General features: G+C 41.4%; 17 protein-coding genes and 1 riboswitch. Of the genes, 16 read left to right on the forward strand and 1 reads right to left on the reverse strand.

From position 1 onward, the window contains the following. Nucleotides 1-12: 12 nt before the first annotated feature. The gene (gene prli42 / locus ABRT01_RS00130) at nt 13-159 is read right to left on the reverse strand and encodes a stressosome-associated protein Prli42 (protein WP_367745974.1); all 147 of its coding nucleotides are present in this window, start codon (nt 157-159) and stop codon (nt 13-15) included. A 171-nt stretch (nt 160-330) separates the two neighbouring features. Between prli42 and ABRT01_RS00135 the strand changes: the two genes are divergently transcribed. From ABRT01_RS00135 to argF, 16 genes are all read left to right on the forward strand, one after another. Beyond that, entirely contained in the window at nt 331-1458 is a 1128-nt protein-coding gene (locus ABRT01_RS00135) for a M20/M25/M40 family metallo-hydrolase (protein WP_269412255.1), read from the forward strand. 96 nt (nt 1459-1554) lie between these two features. Continuing rightward, on the forward strand, nt 1555-2802 hold the full coding sequence (locus ABRT01_RS00140; RefSeq protein ID WP_367745975.1) for a DNA polymerase IV: 1248 nt from the start codon (nt 1555-1557) through the stop codon (nt 2800-2802). A 130-nt stretch (nt 2803-2932) separates the two neighbouring features. Next, a riboswitch (SAM riboswitch) is annotated at nt 2933-3037 on the forward strand. A 94-nt stretch (nt 3038-3131) separates the two neighbouring features. Continuing rightward, nucleotides 3132-4328 (forward strand): M20 metallopeptidase family protein, encoded by a 1197-nt coding sequence (locus ABRT01_RS00145; RefSeq protein ID WP_269412258.1) that lies wholly within the window; start codon nt 3132-3134, stop codon nt 4326-4328. A 28-nt stretch (nt 4329-4356) separates the two neighbouring features. Next, a complete protein-coding gene (locus tag ABRT01_RS00150; protein ID WP_269412259.1) occupies nt 4357-5964 on the forward strand; it encodes an ABC transporter substrate-binding protein in 1608 nt (535 codons plus the stop codon). A gap of 294 nt (nt 5965-6258) precedes the next feature. Then, nucleotides 6259-7863 (forward strand): ABC transporter substrate-binding protein, encoded by a 1605-nt coding sequence (locus ABRT01_RS00155; protein ID WP_269412260.1) that lies wholly within the window; start codon nt 6259-6261, stop codon nt 7861-7863. A 72-nt stretch (nt 7864-7935) separates the two neighbouring features. Beyond that, a complete protein-coding gene (locus tag ABRT01_RS00160) occupies nt 7936-8880 on the forward strand; it encodes an ABC transporter permease (RefSeq protein WP_269412261.1) in 945 nt (314 codons plus the stop codon). Between the two features lie 51 nt (nt 8881-8931). Continuing rightward, nucleotides 8932-9789 (forward strand): ABC transporter permease, encoded by an 858-nt coding sequence (locus tag ABRT01_RS00165; RefSeq protein ID WP_269412262.1) that lies wholly within the window; start codon nt 8932-8934, stop codon nt 9787-9789. A 33-nt stretch (nt 9790-9822) separates the two neighbouring features. Then, a complete protein-coding gene (locus tag ABRT01_RS00170) occupies nt 9823-10848 on the forward strand; it encodes an ABC transporter ATP-binding protein (protein WP_367745976.1) in 1026 nt (341 codons plus the stop codon). Beyond that, entirely contained in the window at nt 10841-11839 is a 999-nt protein-coding gene (locus ABRT01_RS00175; RefSeq protein WP_367745977.1) for an ABC transporter ATP-binding protein, read from the forward strand. The genes ABRT01_RS00170 and ABRT01_RS00175 overlap by 8 nt, the downstream gene beginning before the upstream one ends. Nucleotides 11840-11859: 20 nt before the next feature. Then, the gene (locus ABRT01_RS00180; RefSeq protein ID WP_367745978.1) at nt 11860-12309 is read left to right on the forward strand and encodes a hypothetical protein; all 450 of its coding nucleotides are present in this window, start codon (nt 11860-11862) and stop codon (nt 12307-12309) included. Nucleotides 12310-12464: 155 nt separating this feature from the next. Next, nucleotides 12465-13508, forward strand: a complete 1044-nt coding sequence (gene argC / locus ABRT01_RS00185; RefSeq protein ID WP_367746090.1) for an N-acetyl-gamma-glutamyl-phosphate reductase — start codon at nt 12465-12467, stop codon at nt 13506-13508. A gap of 12 nt (nt 13509-13520) precedes the next feature. Next, nucleotides 13521-14744, forward strand: a complete 1224-nt coding sequence (gene argJ, locus ABRT01_RS00190) for a bifunctional ornithine acetyltransferase/N-acetylglutamate synthase (protein ID WP_367745979.1) — start codon at nt 13521-13523, stop codon at nt 14742-14744. A gap of 13 nt (nt 14745-14757) precedes the next feature. Further along, complete coding sequence (gene argB / locus ABRT01_RS00195; protein ID WP_367745980.1) at nt 14758-15567, forward strand: acetylglutamate kinase; 810 nt, start codon at nt 14758-14760, stop codon at nt 15565-15567. Continuing rightward, nucleotides 15564-16733, forward strand: coding sequence for an aspartate aminotransferase family protein (locus ABRT01_RS00200; protein WP_367745983.1), 1170 nt, complete (start codon nt 15564-15566; stop codon nt 16731-16733). Before argB ends, ABRT01_RS00200 begins: the two co-directional genes overlap by 4 nt. 19 nt (nt 16734-16752) lie before the next feature. Then, nucleotides 16753-19944 carry a carbamoyl-phosphate synthase (glutamine-hydrolyzing) large subunit gene (carB, locus tag ABRT01_RS00205; RefSeq protein WP_367746091.1) on the forward strand — a complete coding sequence of 1064 codons (3192 nt, stop codon included), beginning with the start codon at nt 16753-16755 and terminating at the stop codon, nt 19942-19944. Beyond that, complete coding sequence (gene argF / locus ABRT01_RS00210) at nt 19941-20909, forward strand: ornithine carbamoyltransferase (RefSeq protein WP_367745985.1); 969 nt, start codon at nt 19941-19943, stop codon at nt 20907-20909. The genes carB and argF overlap by 4 nt, the downstream gene beginning before the upstream one ends. Nucleotides 20910-21026: the final 117 nt, after the last annotated feature.

The following is a 21026-nucleotide window of genomic DNA, read 5'->3' on the forward strand; positions in this document are numbered from 1 at the left end:
TTTGGAATATTGCTATAAAAACATGGCTAGTCCAGTTGTAAGTGATGTTAAAAGCATGGCGAGTATCATCAGGTAGACAATAAGTTTAAAACGTTTTTGTTGTTTTGAGTGTTTCTTTTCCGTTGGTTTTACCTGTTTGTTTTTTGGTTTTCGTACCACCAGTATTCCTCCCTCATTGGCGAATCCTACCTGTATTTTATCGTTAAAAGTTGGTTAGGACAAGTGTAAACAAGATGAAGGGAGAAAATTGCATGGAGTTCCATCAAGTGGCTATAAGATTTTTACAAATGTAGATAATGATAATCTGAAAAGTAGAGGAAGTGTAAGGTAATGGTTCAAATAAATCAAGATCGTCTAGTAGAAGAATTTATGGAATTAGTGCAGATTGATTCGGAAACAGGTCAGGAAAGTAAAATAGCAGAGGTCTTAAAACAAAAGTTTACAGACTTAGGTCTTGATGTTGTAGAAGATGATAGTAAGTCAGAGACAGGACATGGTGCAGGAAACTTAATTTGCCATTTGGAAGGAACAAAGGACAATGTGGATACGATTTATTTTACATCACATATGGATACAGTTGTCCCTGGAAATGGTGTCAAACCCTCCATTCAGGATGGATATATTGTTTCTGATGGAACAACCATTCTTGGCTCTGATGATAAAGCCGGACTAGCGGCTATCCTGGAAATGATTCGTACTTTAAAAGAAAACGAGATCGAACATGGTGATATCCAATTCGTTATCACGGTAGGAGAAGAATCCGGTTTAGTTGGTGCAAAATCCTTGGATCCGGCAATGCTTAAGGCGAAATACGGCTATGCAATTGATAGTGATGGTACGGTAGGGGATATTGTTGTTGCCGCACCTACGCAGGCCAAAATATTTGCGGTCATGAAAGGAAAGACTGCCCATGCCGGGGTTGCACCGGAGAATGGTATATCGGCCATCACCCTTGCAGCCAAAGCGGTTGCAAAAATGCCTTTGGGCCGAATTGATGAAGAAACGACTGCCAATATTGGCCGATTCGAAGGTGGAAAACAGACGAACATTGTTTGCGATTATGTGGAAATATTAGCGGAAGCACGCTCGCTAGTTCCGAAAAAGATGGAGGAACAGGTGGCGAAAATGAAAGAAGCATTTGAATCAACGGCGAACGAACTTGGAGGCAGTGCTGAAGTAAATGTGAAAGTGATGTACCCAGGTTTCAAGCAAACACAGGGTGATCAAGTTGTTGAAGTAGCTCGCAATGCTGCCAAAGCAATCGGCAGGGAGAGCAAATTGTTAAAAAGCGGCGGCGGTAGTGATGCGAACGTGATTGCTGGCTTTGGCATTCCAACGGTGAATTTAGCCGTTGGTTATGAGGATATTCATACGACCAATGAACGCATTCCTGTTGACGAACTGGTCAAAGTTACGGAATTAATCACTGCAATTGCTCAAGAAGCAGCCAAACAATAATAACTGGAATTTCACGAAAGAAGGGCTGGGATATTCCAGCCCTTCTTTCATATATGTTATAATGTTAGAAACAACAGTTCGCAAAGGGTGGATAACATGTCTCAATGGTATCCGAAAAACGGGCGGGTAATTTTCCATATTGATATGAATTGTTTTTATGCATCAGTTGAAATGGCTTATAATCCTAAGCTAAAAGGGAAACCGCTGGCAATTGCCGGAAATCCTGAGGAACGAAAAGGAATTGTGGTAACCAGCAGTTACGAGGCCAGGGAAAAAGGGGTTAAAACAACGATGACATTGTGGCAGGCACGCAAACTATGTCCCAATTTGATTGTCATGAGACCTAATTTTGATCGATATCGAACCGCTTCAACGGAAATGTTTAAAATGCTTGCTGCAATCACCCCGTTCGTACAACCGGTCTCCATTGACGAAGGTTATATGGATATTACGGAATGCGAACAGCTTGGCGATCCGATTACGATTGCTGAAAAATTGCAGAAACAAATCAAAAACGAGCTGGATTTACCTTGCAGCATTGGCATTGCGCCAAATAAATTTTTGGCAAAAATGGCCTCCGATATGAAAAAGCCAATGGGGATTACCATTCTTCGTAAGCGTGATCTTCCTCAGAAGTTATGGCCACTTCCAGTTGGTGAAATGTATGGCGTTGGGGAAAAAACAGCCCGTAAATTAAACGCGATTGATGTCATAACCATTGGTGATTTGGCCCGTCATGATGTATACCGGCTTAAACAGGTTTTGGGAGTTAACGGAGAACGATTACAAAACCGGGCTAATGGCGTGGATCCAAGGCCGGTTGATCCAGATGCTGTTAATGAGTTTAAAAGCATTGGCAGTTCACAAACATTACCTGAAGATACGACCGATGAAACAGAAATCCGCAAACTGATGCACCAGCTTGCTGAAAATGTGGAACGCAGGATGAGACGAAAACAGGCAGCAGGAAGCAGTGTTCAAATCATGATTCGCTATCATGACCACAAAACAATTACCAGAAGCAAAAAACTGCAAACATATATTGAGACAAAAGAGGATATTCTTCAAGTTGCCAATGAATTATTTCAAAAACACTGGAATTTGGAGCCAATCCGTTTGCTTGGTATAACGGTTCAGGATGTGGATGAGAAACAAAATATCGCCTACCAACTGGATTTATTCACGTATGAGCAGGAAGCGGAAAAGGAAAAGCTCAATAAGGCAATTGATGAATTAACCACAAAATACGGCAAAAACCCATTTAGGAAGTTGACGAATCTTGAAAAGGATGAACAACCACATACAAGTTTTCAAAAGGATTTTCTGGATGATTACAAGAGATAAGTGCTCACATCATTATATATGGTGTGGGCTTTTTTGTGGGGATCAAGCATAAAATGTATGTGGGCTGCGTATTTTATGTTGACAATCCCTACCAGTATTGTTAACATTAAAACCAATCAACAATTAAAGATTCTTATCAAGAAAGGTGGAGGGACTGGCCCTGTGATGCCTGGCAACAGACTGTGGCAGTACTGTGCTAATTCCTGTGAACGTGTATGTGTTCAGAAGATAAGAAGGAGCCATATGTGATTAAATGTGGTTTACCCTCTTCTTGTCTTAAAGGAAGAGGATTTTTTAGCTATTTAATCATAAAAAGGGGGAGACGGAGCATGAACATTAAGGAGCAAAACAATATTCTTGAATCGATTTATTCAGAGCTGGATCAGAATTTGGAGGAAATTATCGGTTGGAGAAGGTATATGCACCAACACCCGGAACTTTCATTTCAAGAAGAAAACACTGCTAAATTTATTGAAGAAAAACTGATCGGATTCGGACTGAAGGTAAGGACAAACATTGGTGGTAATGGACTCATCGGCATTTTGGAAGGAAATCAACCCGGAAAAACAATTGCATTGCGCGCAGATTTCGATGCCTTGCCGATTGAAGATCAAAAGGATGTACCATATAAATCATTAAACCCTGGTGTCATGCATGCATGCGGTCATGATGGTCATACCGCTGCTTTATTGGGAACAGCTAAAACCCTCAGCAAGTATCGCCGGTATATAAATGGTACGATCATCTTCATTTTCCAACCTGCTGAAGAGCTGCCTCCCGGGGGAGCAAAATATATGATAGAAGAAAATGTACTAGATGGCGTAGACTACGTATTCGCTGCACATCTTGCATCTGACATTCCATTGGGGAAAATTGGTGTAGGGGCAGGATATAAAGCAGCTGCAGTCGACAAATTTGAAATTACAATTGAAGGAACTGGAGGCCATGGAGCAAGGCCACATCAATCCAATGATCCGATTGTTATTGGCAGTGATATTGTCAATGCCTTGCAAAAAATCGTCAGCCGGAGAGTCGATCCATTAAAATCGGCGGTCGTCACGCTTGGTGTGTTTCAGGCGGGAAATGCATTTAACGTTATCCCTGAAACTGCACGATTGGAAGGAACGGTACGTACATTTGATGAAAAAGTAAGAACGCAAGTGAGCGAGCAGATTTATTCAATTGTAAACGGCATTGCAGCCGGTTTTCAGGCAACAGCGAAAATAGATTATTTATTTGGTTATCCAGCATTGTATAACCATCAAACAGAAACGGAAACAGTCAAAAAGCTATTAAGTGAAACTTTTTTAGAGAGTTCGGTTGTTGATCTTGAAACAGGCATGGGTGCTGAAGATTTCTCCTACTTTCTATTAGAAAAACCAGGTACATACTTCCGGGTTGGTTCACGAAATGATGATGAAAGCACACATTTCCCACATCATCACCCGAATTTTGATATCGATGAGCGGGCGTTGTTGAATATTGAAAAGGCATTTACGAAAATTGTTTCTTATTATTTGTTTTAAATATGAGCGATGAACATGGGGGAGTGTGATGAAGGTTTACAAATCATTGCAAATCATATTACGTTTAATAATCTCATTAGTCATTATTGGTTTAATTGGCTGTTCAAAGGATAGTAACAGTCAGAATGCAGATAAAGAAACAGACGGTACCCCGGTTAAGGGAGGAGAGCTGAATGTGGCGATCGGATCTGAGCCGGATTCCCTTGACTGGATGTATATTTCTGCGACTGCCACAAGAGACATCGCTTGGAATATGTTTGAAACTCTATTTGCCTTAGATCAGGATTTTGGTGCAAAACCAATGATTGCAAAGGACTATAAGCTTAGTGATGACGAAAAGACCTATACTATTCAGTTGCGTAAAGGGGTGAAATTTCATAATGGCGCCACCGTGACAGCTGATGACGTTGTTGCCTCCATTGAACGTTGGGAAAAAGTATCCTCTGTCGGGAAGATTACTGGTAAATATATTAAGCGAGTAAAAGCGATTGATGCGTATACGGTTGAAATTAAATTAAAGGAAATTTACCATGCTTTTGTTTCCGATATGACTGCTCCAAAATCAGCCTTGATTGTCATACCTGAGGAAATTGCCAACGAAGCAGATGATAAGCCGCTTAAGCAGAACCAGCTTATTGGAACTGGCCCATATCAATTTGAAAAATGGGATAAAGGAAATGAAATTGTTTTAACCCGGTTTGATGATTACACAGCTCGTGAAGAAACAGATTGGAATGGTTTAACCGGAGAGAAAGTGGCTTACCTTGATAAACTTAATTTTCAAATTGTGAAAGACCCACAAGTAATGGTAAATGGATTAAAGACAGGAATATACGATTATGTTGAAAGCATTCCAGCCGATTTGTTTGATGTTATTGATGCTAATGCAGAATTAGACCCGGTTACCTACATGAATGGGTATAACATTATTTCAATGGATAAAACAGAGGCTCCGTTTGACGATATTAAGGCTCGTCAGGCGCTTCAATACGCATTGGATAAAAAGTCAATTGCTCAGGCTGCATACGGAAATGAACAATTTTATAGTTTTGATGGAGCATTATTTGATCCGGAACAAGGGGAACTTTATTCAGATAAAGGAATAGACAACTATTTAGCTTATGACAAGCAGAAAGCAAAAGAACTGCTTAATGAGTCAAATTATAATGGGAAGACGCTGACCATTTTATATTCCAATGACACAGCGGAGTATGAGAAGATTGCGCAAATTGCCAAACAACAAATGGAAGAAATAGGATTTAAGGTGAAGTTAGAACCTTATGAATGGGCGACCTATCTGGAAAAATGGATGGATCCATCGAATTGGGATTTAGTTGTTATTGGTTGGTCTACCCGGTTTTCTCCTAGTGAACTTGGTATGCTGGAGTTAAATGCGGCAAGAAGCGGCTGGTATACAAGCGAACGCTGGGAAGAATTAATAAATCAGTGGGGAACGGCCAAATCAACGGAAGAGAAACAAGAAATTTTAGGTGAAATGAATCAAACCATATATGATGAACTACCATTTATAAAAATTTCTAATGTGAAGCGGTTTGACGCCAAAAGTAATAAAGTTCGTCATTTGGAGAACTGGGTTGGACCTCGTTTTTGGAACACCTGGAAACAAATGGAGTAGAATGTAACGGAGGTCCCGTTTATAACGGGCTTCCGTTTTACATAACTACAAGATAATGACGAAATTTTAGTTCACGTATTAAATTTTAATACATAAGTTAAATGGTGGGATTACTTTTGTTTTTGAACCCTAATTGCGAACTCGTTACTGTATATTTTATCGATAAAAGACGCTTTTATACTGTGTGAAAAATATAAAGAGGTATTGGCTTAAAAGTACAGAAGAGAATAAAAAATTATAAGGATGATAGATAGTTTTATAGAATTACTGATAAGGTGTAAATGGGGGATTACCGTGAATATCAAAAAATATAATCATATTTTTATTGCAATATTAGGTCTGTTTCTAATGAGTGGTCTCATCGGCTGTAGTAAAGATGCCGCTTCAGACGGAAATACAGACTCCGCTAAGCAAAAACCAACAGAAGGCGGAACATTAAATGTCGCGATATCCGCCGATCCAGACACGATTGACTGGATGTATACAGGGGCCACAGTAACCCGGGATGTAGGCTGGCATATATTTGAAACACTGTTTGCACTAGATAAAGACTACAAACCTAGACCAATGATTGCGGAGGATTATGAAATAAGTGATGACCAAAAAACCTATACAATCAATATTCGTAAAGATGTGAACTTTCACGATGGTTCTGCTGTTACCGCGGATGATGTGGTTGCATCGATTGACCGATGGAGAAAGGTATCTTCTGTTGGAACTATCGCCAGCGAATACATTGATCAGGTAAAAGCAACAGATGAACATACGGTTGAGATAACGTTAAACCAAGTATATAGCCCACTTTTGGCGGATATGGCTGCACCAAAATCGGCGCTTACCATTATCCCGGAGAAGATTGCTAAAGACGCTGGGGAACAACCATTGCAACCAGAGCAACTTGTAGGTACCGGTCCATTTAAATTTGAAACATGGGACCGCGGAAGTGAAATTGTCCTTGCTAAATTCGAGGATTATTCTGCTCGAGATGAAACCGACTGGGGCGGGTTAACTGGGAAGAAAGTAGCTTACTTGGATGAAATTAAGTTTCAAATTGTCAAAGATCCACAAGTAATGATTAATGGTTTAAAAACGGATCTATATGATTATGTGCAACAAGTACCACCGGATTTATATCAAATGGTCGAAAGTGACCCCAAAATGGATCCAGTGTCATATATTAATGGCTACTCAACGATTACACCGAACAAAGCAAAAGCACCATTTGATGATATAAAGGCACGTAAGGCATTAAACCATGCCCTGGACAAAAAGACCATTGCTGAGGCAACCTATGGAAACGATGAGTTTTATCACTTTGATGGCGGATTGTTTGACCCCGAACAAAAGGAATTATATACAGAAGACGGAACAGATGGTTATTTGGCATATGACAAGGACAAAGCGGAACAGCTCCTAGAGGAATCAAGTTATGATGGAAAGCCAATCACAATCATGTTTAGCAATAGTTATCCTCGTTATGAAAAAATTGCCGAGGTGCTCAAGGAACAATTAGAAGAAGTCGGATTCAAAGTTGAACTGGAACCATATGAATGGGCAACATATTTGGAAAAATGGCAGGATCCAAAAAATTGGGATCTGGTTGTCGTTGGCTGGTCAACCCGTTTCTCCCCGAGTGAGCTTGGTATGCTAATTTTAGATACCAATAGTAGCGGCTGGTACAACAGTGATCGTTGGGAAAAATTATTAAATCAATGGAGCACTGCCAACTCTAGGGAACAGAAGAAGGAGATTTTAGCGAAAATGAACCAGACCGTTAACGAGGAACTTCCGTTTATTAAGGTAGTTAATGAATCTACTCTTGATGCCAAAAGCGATAAATTAAAAGACTATGATAGCTGGGTCGGACAACGGTTCTGGAATACTTGGAAGAGTAAGTAAATGATTATGTAGGAAGCATTGTCATTTTGTATCCCGACGTGCTTCCCTTTTCATTCAAAGGAGGGAAATAAGTTGCTTCAGTATACCATACGTCGATTAATATCCATCATACCGGTTATGTTTATTGTCAGTATTATTGTTTTTTTAATTGTTCATTTGACACCTGGGAACCCAGCCTTTCTTATTTTGGGGGAAGACAGTTCAGAAGAAAGCATTGCCCAATTGGAAAGCCAGCTTGGATTAGATAAGCCAATGGTGATCCAGTTCTTTGATTGGATCAAAAACATTGTTACAGGGGATCTTGGACAATCGGTTTACTCATCGGAACCGGTTTTAAATATTATTATTGGTCATTTTGGCCCAACATTTAGTTTAATGATTCTTTCGTTAATACTCGTTTTACTGATTGCAATTCCAACGGCTATTTTTGTTGTATGGAAACGGAAAACGGTTTTGGATCCAATGTTTATTTCGGTGTCACTGCTTGGTGTTTCGATTCCGGAGTTTTGGTTTGCGATGTTATTAGTACTTGCTTTTGGAGTAGCAATTCCAATTTTCCCTGTTGCCGGATATATCCCAATGGCAGAAGGATTTGGTGATTGGCTATACCATCTTTTACTACCTGCTTTTGTGCTGGCAGCTGTTGAAATTGGCCTGATTGCACGGATGCTGCGGGATGGCATGCTTGATTCCGTAAATCAGGATTATACACGGACTGCACGTGCTAAAGGTGTCAAAGAAAGCAGGGTGTTAATGAAACATGTGTTTTCCAATGCGTTGATCCCTACAACAACTGTTATCGGTACAACGGTAGCTGGTTTACTTGGTGGAACGGTGATTTTGGAAACTATGTTCACCATCCCTGGGATTGGTCAGCTCTTAATCGATTCGATCCACCGAAGAGATTACCCGGTTATTCAAGGAGTTGTCTTATTTATCGCTGCGATATATGTTTTGGTAAATCTGGTGGTCGATTTGCTTTATGCGTTTTTGGACCCAAGAATACGCTACGATTAAACCGGAACTATTTGTTGAAATGGGATCAAAATCAAAAAGGGGTTTTCAACCATGTTAAAGAAAAAGCGTAATTTGCTATCATTAATCGTACTTGTCCTTATGGCAGTGGCTACAATCACGGCTTCATGGTGGCTCCCGTTATCCCCATACGATATTGACTCTGGCAATCGATTATTGGGACCGACTGGGAAACATTGGTTTGGGACAGACGACTTTGGACGGGATATATTTGCCCGGACTGTTATTGCAGCTCGGGTATCCCTGCTGGTTGGTGTAGTTGTTGCATTTTTGTCAACTATGTTTGGAACCATTACCGGATTAATCGCCGGATATTACAAAAAAGCAGATTTCATCATCATGCGGATAATCGATGGCATGCTGGCTTTCCCGGCACTATTGCTTGCATTGGCATTGGTAGCGGCATTGGGTGGTAGCATTACAAATATTATCATTGCTTTGACGCTAGCTTTTTGGCCGGTTATGACCCGGGTTGTCCGGTCAACGGTACTGCAAATTAATTCGATTCAATATGTGGAAGCGGCTAAAACAACAGGGACAAGTGATCTGGTTATTTTAACACGCTATGTTTTGCCAAATATCCTTTCCCCAATTATTGTGCAAGGAACGTTTATTTTTGCCAAGGCAATTTTGGCCGAGGCAGCACTTAGCTTTTTAGGGGTTGGGGTCGATCCTTCTACACCGACTTGGGGAAATATGCTGCAGGAATCACAAATTTACATTACTATTGCACCATGGTTTTCTATTTTTCCGGGGCTTGCTATTGTGATTACTGTACTTGCCTTAAATTTGCTCGGGGATGGGTTGCGAGACGCATTTGATCCACATGCAAAAAAATTGAAAAAAGCAACGAAACGTTCCATGAAACAACGAAAACAAAAATTTGCCTAATTATTAGGTTTCAGCATCAAAGGGGTGAGCAATATGTTGGAAGTAAAGAATCTGAAAGTCCATTTAGATACACCAGATGGCATAGTAAAGGCGGTTGACGACGTGTCTTTAACCGTAGAAGCGGGGGAAACGATTGGCATTGTTGGGGAATCTGGAAGTGGTAAAAGTGTGCTTGCTCTCTCCATTATCCAACTTAATCCACAGCCTCCAACTTTTTATCCTAAGGGTGAGATTCTGTGGGAAGACCGAAATCTATTGGAACTGAATGAACGGGAACTACGTAATATTCGTGGAAATGAGATTGCGATGATTTTTCAAGATCCGATGTCCAGCTTAAATCCGGTTTTTCGGATCGGAGAACAGTTAATAGAAGCGATTCGCACCCACCAGCCGATGTCAAGTAAAGAGGCCGAACAAAAGGCTTTGGAGCTGTTATCTGACGTGGGCATTCCGGATCCCAAACGCCGATTACGGGATTACCCGCATCAGTTTTCCGGTGGAATGCGGCAGCGGGTTTTGATTGCGATGGCTCTAGCCTGTCAGCCGAAATTACTGATTGCAGATGAACCAACAACTGCACTGGATGTTACTATTCAAGCACAAATATTGCATTTGATGAAGGATATTCAACAAAAATATGGAACGGCAATTATGATCATCACGCATGATTTGGGAGTTGTTGCAAATTTAGCGGATAAGGTGTTGGTAATGTACTCTGGTCGAATTGTCGAGGAAGGAACGGTAGAGGATATATTTTACCGAACGTCCATGCCTTATACGTGGTCACTTCTGCGTTCATTGCCGCGTATTGATGCGGACATCCAGGAACGTCTCCTGGCAATCCCGGGACAGCCGCCAAATCTTGTAGATCCGCCGGCAGGATGCAATTTTCATCCCCGCTGCCCGTTTGCAACGGAGGAATGTACGCAAGTGGATCCATCTTTGACTACTAGGGGTGAAGGCCATCGCGCTGCGTGTATTCTTACAAATGAGGAATTTACTGTGCGTAAACAAGAAATCGAAGCTACTGAACAAAATGAGGTGAATAGTCTTGACTGAGTCTTTGCTGGAAATACGTGATCTTCATGTTCACTTTCCGATTAATAATGGGCTATTTAAAAAATCGAATGCTAGCGTAAAAGCGGTTAATGGTATCGATATATCGGTTGATAAAAGTGAAACGATTGGTATTGTCGGGGAATCCGGATGCGGGAAAAGTACACTTGCCCGAACGATTATCGGGCTCCAAAAGCCGACGTCTGGAGATATTTTGTTCGAAGGGGAAAGTATTACCCATTATAATTCGAAACAAATGCGTCGGTTACGTGAGGATGTACAAATGGTTTTCCAGGATCCGTTTACAAGTCTGAATCCACGGATGAAAGCCGGCGATATCATTGCAGCACCATTAAGGGCATATAAGCGGATAACGAATGAGGAACAACAGGTAAAGGAATTAATGGAACTTGTAGGTCTAAAACCTGATGATTATCATAAGCTTCCCCATGAGTTTTCCGGCGGTCAACGGCAGCGTATCGGGATTGCTCGTGCGATTGCTTTAAAACCGAAATTAATTATCTGCGACGAACCAGTGAGTGCCTTGGATGTGTCAATCCAGGCTCAGGTGATTAATTTGTTTGAAGACTTGCAAAAGGAACTGAATCTTACTTATGTATTTATTGCACACGATTTATCGGTTATCAAGCATATTGCGGATAAGGTAGCTGTCATGTATTTGGGGAAAATGATGGAGGTGTCAGACGGCGAATCGTTTTATCGAAATGCACAGCATCCATATACGAATGCATTATTGTCGGCGATTCCATTACCAGACCCAAAAAAAGAGCAGTCACGCAATCAAATAGTATTACGTGGTGAACTGCCATCTCCCGCTAATCCACCAACCGGGTGTGTATTTCATACAAGATGTCCCTTTGCTACAGAGCATTGTAAAGCTAATATTCCAGCATTAGAATCTAAAGGTGAGGACAATCACCAAGTAGCTTGTTTTTATCCGATTAACAAGAAAGATGCTACACCTGTACAGTAATTGCAACAAGGGGGATAATTATGACTGAACGAAACAAAATTACGCAAATGGATGCATTTTTAATCGAAACAATACGTGCGAATGGTATATCAAACCAAGAACTGCTTGAAAAAGTAAAACAAGGCAATGTAAGTGAATGGAAAAATTTCAATCCCCATTTTGATTTTACGCGGTTGGTTGATTTATACCAACAAGATACGGAAGCACTTTCTTGCATATTAAACGATGGGTACACCCTGAAGTTTGTGACTATTAAGGGGATTCAACGATTACTTAGGCTTAAATTCGGTATGGAAGCAGATAAAGATTATCGGCACACCGAAAATGGACTCAGCGGCATTTCTGTTACAGAAAAACAATTAGCGGTTATTAACGATATGTTATCTCCAAACTGGACGATTCATGTTGATGCCACAAGCGATAAAATAAATTATGAAATTAGTATTCTGCAAACCTACGCTCTAAACTAATAGTTTGTGAAAACAGCTCATACCAAAATGAGCTGTTTTTTATTATAAATGATTCAATTCTGAAAAAGTGAAATTATAATATAAAAAACTATTGCATTTTTATACATGAATACGTATAATGATACACAATCAAATTAATCGTAAGGGGCTGACAAATCTTGAAGGTAGGAATTGTAGGTGCAAACGGATATGGTGGAGCGGAACTCATCAGGCTGTTGCACAATCATCCTCATGTAACATTAGAATTGCTTGTATCCAACTCCACCCAGGGACAGTATATTGTTGATCAGTATCCGCATTTACATAGCATTGTGGAACTTCCGTTGGAAAAGCTGGATGCGGAGGGAGTAAGCAACCGGGTTGATGTCCTATTTTTCGCAACACCTTCAGGGGTAACCAAAGAAATTGCCCCTTCGTTTATCGAAAAGGGGGTGCCGTGTATCGATCTTTCCGGTGATTTCCGCTTAAAGGATGGCAGCTTATACGAACAATGGTATCAACAATCACCAGCTGACCCGGAATATTTAAGGCAGGCGGTATATGGACTCCCGGAGCTTTACCGAGAAAGGATAAAAGAAAGCACATTTATTACTAATCCCGGTTGTTACCCAACAGCTGCCATACTCGGAATCATGCCTGCCTTAAAAACGGAAATAATCGATATAAATGGTCCGATTATTATAGATGGGAAAACTGGGGTATCTGGTGCCGGACGAAAACCATCACAAGGAATCGTGTTCTCTGAAATCAATGAAAATACCAAAGCTTATAAGCTGGCAAGCCATCAACATACACCGGAAATTGAACAAATCATTTCTGATATTCACGGACAGAATATACATTTATCATTCACTGCCCATATTGTTCCAATGACGAGAGGGATTTTGTGTACAACATATTTGCCGTTAAAAAAACCGTTAACTGATAGTGAAGCAGTGCAGTTGTATCAGGAAATTTATCAAAATGAACCTTTTGTTCGGGTTAGACCAAAGGGTATCTCGCCGACAACGAAAGAAGTGTATGGTACGAACTATTGTGATATTGGTCTTGCGGTTGATCAGCGCACAAATTTGTTAATCGTCGTTTCAGTAATTGATAATCTTGTTAAAGGTGCGGCGGGTCAGGCAATCCAAAATCTGAATCTATTAAATAATTGGGATGAGCGGACAGCACTTAATGTAATTCCGGTTTACCCATAGAAGGAGGAAAACATGGCAAAACAATTGGCGCAGATCAACAAGGTAGAGGAAGGCATTACGACACCCAAAGGCTTTCACGCCGGGGGTCTGCACTGTGGTATCAAGCGAAAACGACACGATCTTGGCTGGCTATATTCAGAAGTTCCTGCAAATACGACTGCTGTCTACACGACAAATCTTTTTCAGGCAGCACCTTTACAGGTTACAAAGGATAGTATTGCAACAGCACAGAAGATTCAAGGTTTACTGGTTAATTCCGGAGTAGCCAATGCCTGTACTGGTGAGGAAGGTTTACATAATGCCTATCACATGCGTCATTTATTCGCTGAGAAGTTGGGTGTTGCTGACAACTTCATTGCAGTCAATTCAACTGGGGTCATCGGGGACCAATTGCCAATGGAAAAGCTTGTTGCTGGAATTGAAGCTATCCATCTCGATAAATCTGTTCCAGCTGACTTTGCAAAAGCAATCTTAACGACTGATACATTTACCAAAAACGCCTGTGTACAGCTGGAACTGGATGGGAAGCTGGTAACCATTGGCGGGGTTGCTAAAGGATCCGGAATGATTAATCCCAATATGGCGACAATGCTTTCGTTTATCACAACCGATGCAGCAATCGAATCAGAAGCATTGGATATGGCTTTACGAACCGCTGTAAACCAGACGTTTAATTGCATTACCGTTGATGGAGATACAAGCACCAATGACACAGTAATGGTGATGGCAAATGGTCAGACTTCGAATAAAACAATCACTATAGCGGATGAAGATAATCTTTCATTATTCACAGAGGCTTTAATACAAGTTTGCCAATCGCTAGCCAAGCAGATTGCCAGAGATGGCGAAGGGGCAACCAAATTAATTGAGGTACAAGTGAAAGGTGCCAATAGTATGGAAGATGCGCAAATAATTGCCAAATCGATTGTTGGCTCAAGTCTTGTCAAAACAGCGGTATTCGGCGCTGACGCCAACTGGGGAAGAATTATTTGTGCGATGGGCTACAGCGGTATTACGTTTGATCCAAATAAGCTTACCGTTTCGCTTGGCACGAGTAAAATTATCGATAACGGTTTACCAGTTTTATTTGATGAGGCGGTTGTACATGAATATTTAAAGCAAAATGAAAGAATCATTATTCAGGCGAATTTAAATAGCGGTATGCAGGAAGCGATGGCATGGGGCTGTGATCTTTCCTATGATTATGTAAAAATCAATGCTTCCTATCGTACCTAAGGGGAGGAAAGCAATGGCATATGTAGTTATCAAATGTGGCGGCAGCATTTTACCGCAACTTCCCAAAACGTTTTACGAAAATATCGTAACCATAAAAAAAGCATATCACGTACAGCCAGTGATTGTACATGGCGGTGGTCCAATGGTCTCCTCTTTGCTTGAAAAACTGAACATTGCCACGTCATTTGTTGATGGTATGCGAGTCACTACAGAAGATGTTCTGGATGTTGTAGAGATGGTTCTATCTGGATCGATTAACAAGCAGATTGTCCGAAATATCCATGTGAGTGGTGGTGATGCGGTTGGATTAAGTGGCGTTGACGGTAGATTGTTGGAGGCACAACCATTGCAAGATCAGCAAAGATTGGGGTTTGTAGGTGAAATTAAAACGGTGAATACGAAAATGTTGACGGAGATAACCGCACAACAGCAAATCCCGGTTATTTCCCCCATAGCAGCCGGTCAAAGTGGACAGCGTTGGAATATCAATGCTGACTTGGCAGCCGGAGCTGTAGCCAAGGCACTCCATGCTCCGCTATATATGGTCACAAATGTTGCAGGGGTTTTACAGAACGATAGCGTGATCTCCCGTTTGGATGCCCAAGACGTAGAAATGATGATCGAATCGGGACAAATTCATGGTGGAATGATTCCGAAAGTCCGGGCAGCAATTAGCTGTTTACAACAAGGTATCAAACGTGTTGTCATCTTCAACGGCCTGGAGCAGGATAGCCTGATTAAACTGACAGTCGGGAAACAGGTGGGAACCTCATTTACTTTACAGCGGGAGCCAGCGAATTTGCAGCAAGGAGGAATACGATGAAGACAAATACCATGATTTCGCCATTAATGCAGACATACAATCGATTTCACGTAAATCCTGTAAAAGGAAAAGGTTGTTATGTTTGGGATGCAGATGGTCATCAATATCTGGATTTCACCTCGGGAATCGGCACTTGCAATCTCGGGCATGTACCAGATGCAGTCAAGACGAAATTGATGCAACAACTGGAGAATCTTTGGCATTGTTCCAATCTATATCACATCAATGTACAAGAGCAATTAGCCGCAGCTTTAACCGAAAATAGCTGTCTGGAACAAGTGTTTTTCTGTAATAGTGGTGCAGAAGCAAATGAAGCGGCCATTAAGCTTGCTCGTTTATACCATCCAGAAAGAAGTAACATCATCACCTTTCAACAATCATTTCATGGACGCACCATGGCGACACTAAGTGCATCCGGGCAGGAAAAAATTCAGATCGGTTTTGCTCCGTTACTCAGCGGGTTTACTCAATTTCCTTATAATGACCTTGATCATTTAACTAAATTGAAAGAAGAATTACCTGCTGCGGTGATGCTCGAGCTTGTTCAAGGGGAAGGCGGGGTCCATCCGGCAGAACAGCAATGGATTGATGAACTGGTGCAAATTTGTACAGATGATGACATCCTGCTGATTGTCGATGAAGTACAGACAGGGATGGGACGTACTGGTACCTTATTTGCCCATGAGCAGTATGGGTTTGATCCCGATGTGGTAACAATTGCCAAAGGATTGGGTTCCGGCTTTCCTATCGGGGCGATGATGGCGAAAAAGGAAGTTTCCAAGGCGTTTCAGCCAGGAACTCATGGCAGCACGTTCGGGGGGAATCCACTGGCCGCAACAGCTGGATTAGCGACTATCAACGAATTGCAACATACATCAGCAATCGTAAACGGGGAGGAGAAAAGCCATATTTTACTGACGTACCTCAATCAACTAAAACAGGATTTTCCACAACTAAAAGCAATTCGCGGTCGTGGATTATTAATTGGAATAGAAACAGACAGTTCAGCAGGTGACATAGTCAAGGCAGCCATCAAGGAAAAATTACTGATTCTAACAGCGGGACCAACCGTTATCCGACTGCTACCGCCATTAACGATTACTGAAGATGATGTTACGTTGTTTGCAAAAAAGTTTCGAAATGCATTGCAACAAGTGTATGCATAACTTACAGGGGGGATGACTTATCGAAACGGTTAAAAAGGTACTTGTTATTGGTTCCGGACCAATTGTGATCGGGCAGGCAGCTGAATTTGATTATGCTGGTACAGAGGCATGCCTGGCATTGAAAGAAGAAGGCATCGAGGTTGTATTACTAAATAACAACCCGGCAACGATTATGACCGATGAAACAGTCGCTGATTCTATTTATCTGGAACCAATGAATCTTGCAACACTTGAAAAAATCTTCGAAAAGGAACGTCCGGACGGCATGATTGGTACGCTTGGCGGGCAAACGGGATTAAATTTAACATTACAAGCTTATCAATCCGGATTATTGGAAAAGTATCATGTGCAATTATTAGGTAGTACCGTAGATTCGATTCAAAAAGGAGAGGACAGGGAACAATTCCGCTCCCTGATGAAACAGTTGAACGAACCAGTTCCGGATTCATATATCACGACAACGCTGAATGATGCGATTGATTATGCAGATAAAATCGGTTATCCGGTTATTGCCCGTCCTGCCTATACACTTGGTGGTACAGGTGGTGGATTTGCCGAAAACAAACAACAATTACAGACGATTGTGACCACTGGGCTAAAACTAAGTCCCATTCACCAAGTGCTAATCGAAAAGAGCATTAAAGACTGGAAAGAAATCGAATTTGAGGTGATACGTGACATTCATGACAACTGTGTGATTGTTTGCAGCATGGAAAATGTTGATCCTGTTGGCGTCCATACGGGGGATTCAATTGTTGTCGCTCCGGCAAAAACGTGGACCGAACAACAACATACCATGTTATGTACTGCAGCGGTAAACATCATTCGCAATCTTGGTGTGATCGGTGCTTGTAATATCCAAATTGCACTGAAACCAGATGCCAATGAATATGCGGTGATTGAAGTCAATCCCAGGGTTAGTCGTTCTTCAGCATTAGCTTCAAAAGCTACTGGTTGTCCAATCGCTAAAATTGCTACCAAATGCGCTCTGGGTCAATCATTGGATTCCTATTTCCCAACCAAAACTGCTACAGTTCATGAGCTTAATATCGATTATACAGTGGTCAAAATCCCGCGGTTTTCGTTTGATAAATTTCCTACAGCGGACAGAAAACTGGGTACGCAGATGAAAGCAACCGGGGAAACAATGGCAATTGATCTAACTTTTGCCGCGGCGTTAAACAAGGCGATTCGTTCGTTGGATAATGGATTGCATTCATTAGCACATCCATTGATTGCTGGTAAGGATTATTCAGTTTTATTGCAACATATGCAACTGCCTACTGATCTAAGACTGTTTGCTGTAGCCGAAGCACTTCGTCAAGGAAAAGGTATTACGGAAATCTACCAGCAAACTTCCATTAGCAAACCTTTCTTAATTGAAATGAAACAAATGGTTGAAATGGAGCAAATGCTTGCGAATGAATCATTGGAGTCCGTGACCAAGGAGCAGTTGTTAAAGGCGAAACAAATGCAATTCAGCGATGTGGCCTTGGCAGCATACCTGGGGACAACCGAGCAACAAGTACAGCAAAAACTAAAAGCGAACCAGTTAACCGCCCGTTATCAGGTCGTTCAATCAGAAAATCATTTTCCTTATTTTTATTCGACCTGGCAACGGGAAGTGAATCCGGAAAAGGCATCGAATGACCCGAAAAAAGTATTAATTTTAGGTTCCGGTCCGATCCGAATTGGGCAGGGAATGGAGTTTGATTATAGCTCGGTTCATGCTGTTTATGCTTTGAAAAAATTAGGATATACCACAGTGATTGTAAATAACAACCCGGAAACCGTTAGTACGGACAGTGCGGTTGCCGATCGATTATATTTTGAACCATTAACAACAGAAGATATTCTGGCAGTAATCGAACACGAACAAATAACAGGTGTCATGATTCAGTTTGGGGGGCAAACAGCGATCAATTTAGCGCGCGAATTGACTGGAGCTGGAGTTGCGATTTACGGAACCTCAACAGAAAATATTGATTTACTCGAGGATCGTGAGCATTTTTATCAGCTATTAAAGCGAATCAATATCCCGCATATTGAGGGCGAAATGGCGTATAGTGTATCGGAATTGCAGGCTTGCGCTCAAAAAATCGGTTATCCGGTTCTTGTCCGGCCATCTTATGTTATTGGCGGGCAATCGATGTATATTATTCATGAGAAAGCAATGTTGAATACGTATTTAGAAATATTAACGGATTCAGATCAACGTATATGGCCAATTGTTGTTGATAAATATACACCCGGTCTGGAAGCGGAGGTAGATATTATCAGTGATGGAACACATTGCTTCATACCTGCGATTGCCGAACATGTGGAACGTGCCGGCGTGCATTCCGGAGACAGTATCGCGGTGATGCCACCCGTCCAACTATCTGATGCTCAACAAGCTCAACTGATTAAATACGCGACATCCATTTGTCGTGAAGCGAATATTGTTGGCCTGGTGAATATGCAGTTCGTAGTTACAGATCAACAAATCTATGCACTTGAAGTGAATCCAAGGGCATCACGAACAATTCCAATGATCAGCAAGATAACAGGAATTCCGATGGTCGAGCACGCCATTCGCGTACAGCTTGGAGAAAAACTTGGTGAGAACCGTTTTCCGGAACCCATTGACTATTATGCTGTGAAAGTACCAGTATTTTCTTCGGGACAATTAGCAGGCGTCGATCCGAAGCTGGAACCTGTCATGAAATCGACTGGAGAAACACTCGGTCTTGCAATGGATTACCAGGAAGCATTGGCAAAGGCTGCCGATACAAAAGCATATACATTAACAAAGGACCCGGAAAAGCCATATCTGTTATGTTCAGTTTCCGATCGGGAAAAGTCGTTACTTCTGCCGATACTAAAACAACTTGGTCAGCACTTTACCTTACTGGCAACACCGGGAACAAGTGCATATTTAACTAAACATCATATGCCAAACCAGAAGATTGACAATGATGCCGAAACAATGGAGCAGTTGTTTGCCAAGCAGACATTAGCAGGGGCAATTGTTATTCCAAATGGGTTACAACAGAAGAAAAATGGCGAGCAAATACGAACATTGGCGATTAACTATCAGGTTACATTATTTACCTCAGCAGAAACATTACAAGTTGCATTTGATGGTATGGTTCGGACAGCAACCAGTGTTACATCACTTCAGGAATATCATCAGCAGTACACAACGTATAAAAAGGGGATGTTGATTTGAAAAGTGCAGTGACAAAAGCGAAGGAAGCACGGCCAGTGTTGCAGCAAAAGGACTTCTTAACATTACACGCACTTGATGGTTCGGAAATGATGGCATTGCTTGATGAAGCTGTCAAATTGAAGAAAGAAACAAAAGCAGGCGTTCATAAACCATATTTACAAGGGAAAGTCCTTGGAATGATTTTTGAGAAAGCGTCCACCCGTACGAGGGTTTCCTTTGAAGTTGGTATGCAGCAGCTCGGTGGAAATGCAATATTTTTAAGTAAACAGGATATACAATTGGGACGCGGGGAATCGAATGCAGATACCGCTAAAGTATTATCAAGATATGTGGATGGCTTAATGATTCGTACCTTTGGGCATGACATCATTGAAACTTATGCAAAAGAGGCCACGATTCCGGTGATAAACGGTCTGACGGATATGCACCATCCAACACAGGTCCTGGCCGATTTATTAACAATATACGAATACAAGGGAAAACTTGCTGGATTGAAGCTTGCTTATCTGGGAGATGGCCATAACAATATGTGTCATTCCCTGATCGAGGGGGCAGTAAAGACAGGTATCGATATGACTATTGCCTGTCCTGCCGGTTATGAACCAGATGATGGAATTTACCAAACGATGAAGCAAGAAGCGGAAGAAAACGGAAGTAAACTAACTTGCAGCGAAAACCCGATTGAGGCCGTAACTAATGCGGATATTGTTATTACTGATGTATGGGCCAGTATGGGAAAAGAAGTGGAAAGTGAGGAGCGTCATTTTCACGAGTTTCAAGTGAATCAAACACTTTGTCAACACGCTAACGAGGATTATATCTTTTTACATTGTCTCCCGGCCCATCGTGGAGAGGAAGTAACAGCAGATATTATCGATGGACCGCATTCAGTTGTTTTTGATGAAGCAGAGAATCGATTGCATGTACAAAAGGCATTACTAAAAATATTATTATCAAATGAATAGGAAGCTTGTTAATTAAATGGTATTATCAGATAAGTGGAACTTCATTCCAGCTGAATGTTAGTTGAAAAGCGAATGGATAATTATTGCTAGTTCGTGTGGGATAAATAAATTTGGAGG

Source organism: Lentibacillus sp. L22 (assembly GCF_040812445.1).
Taxonomy (GTDB): domain Bacteria; phylum Bacillota; class Bacilli; order Bacillales; family Amphibacillaceae; genus Lentibacillus_C; species Lentibacillus_C daqui.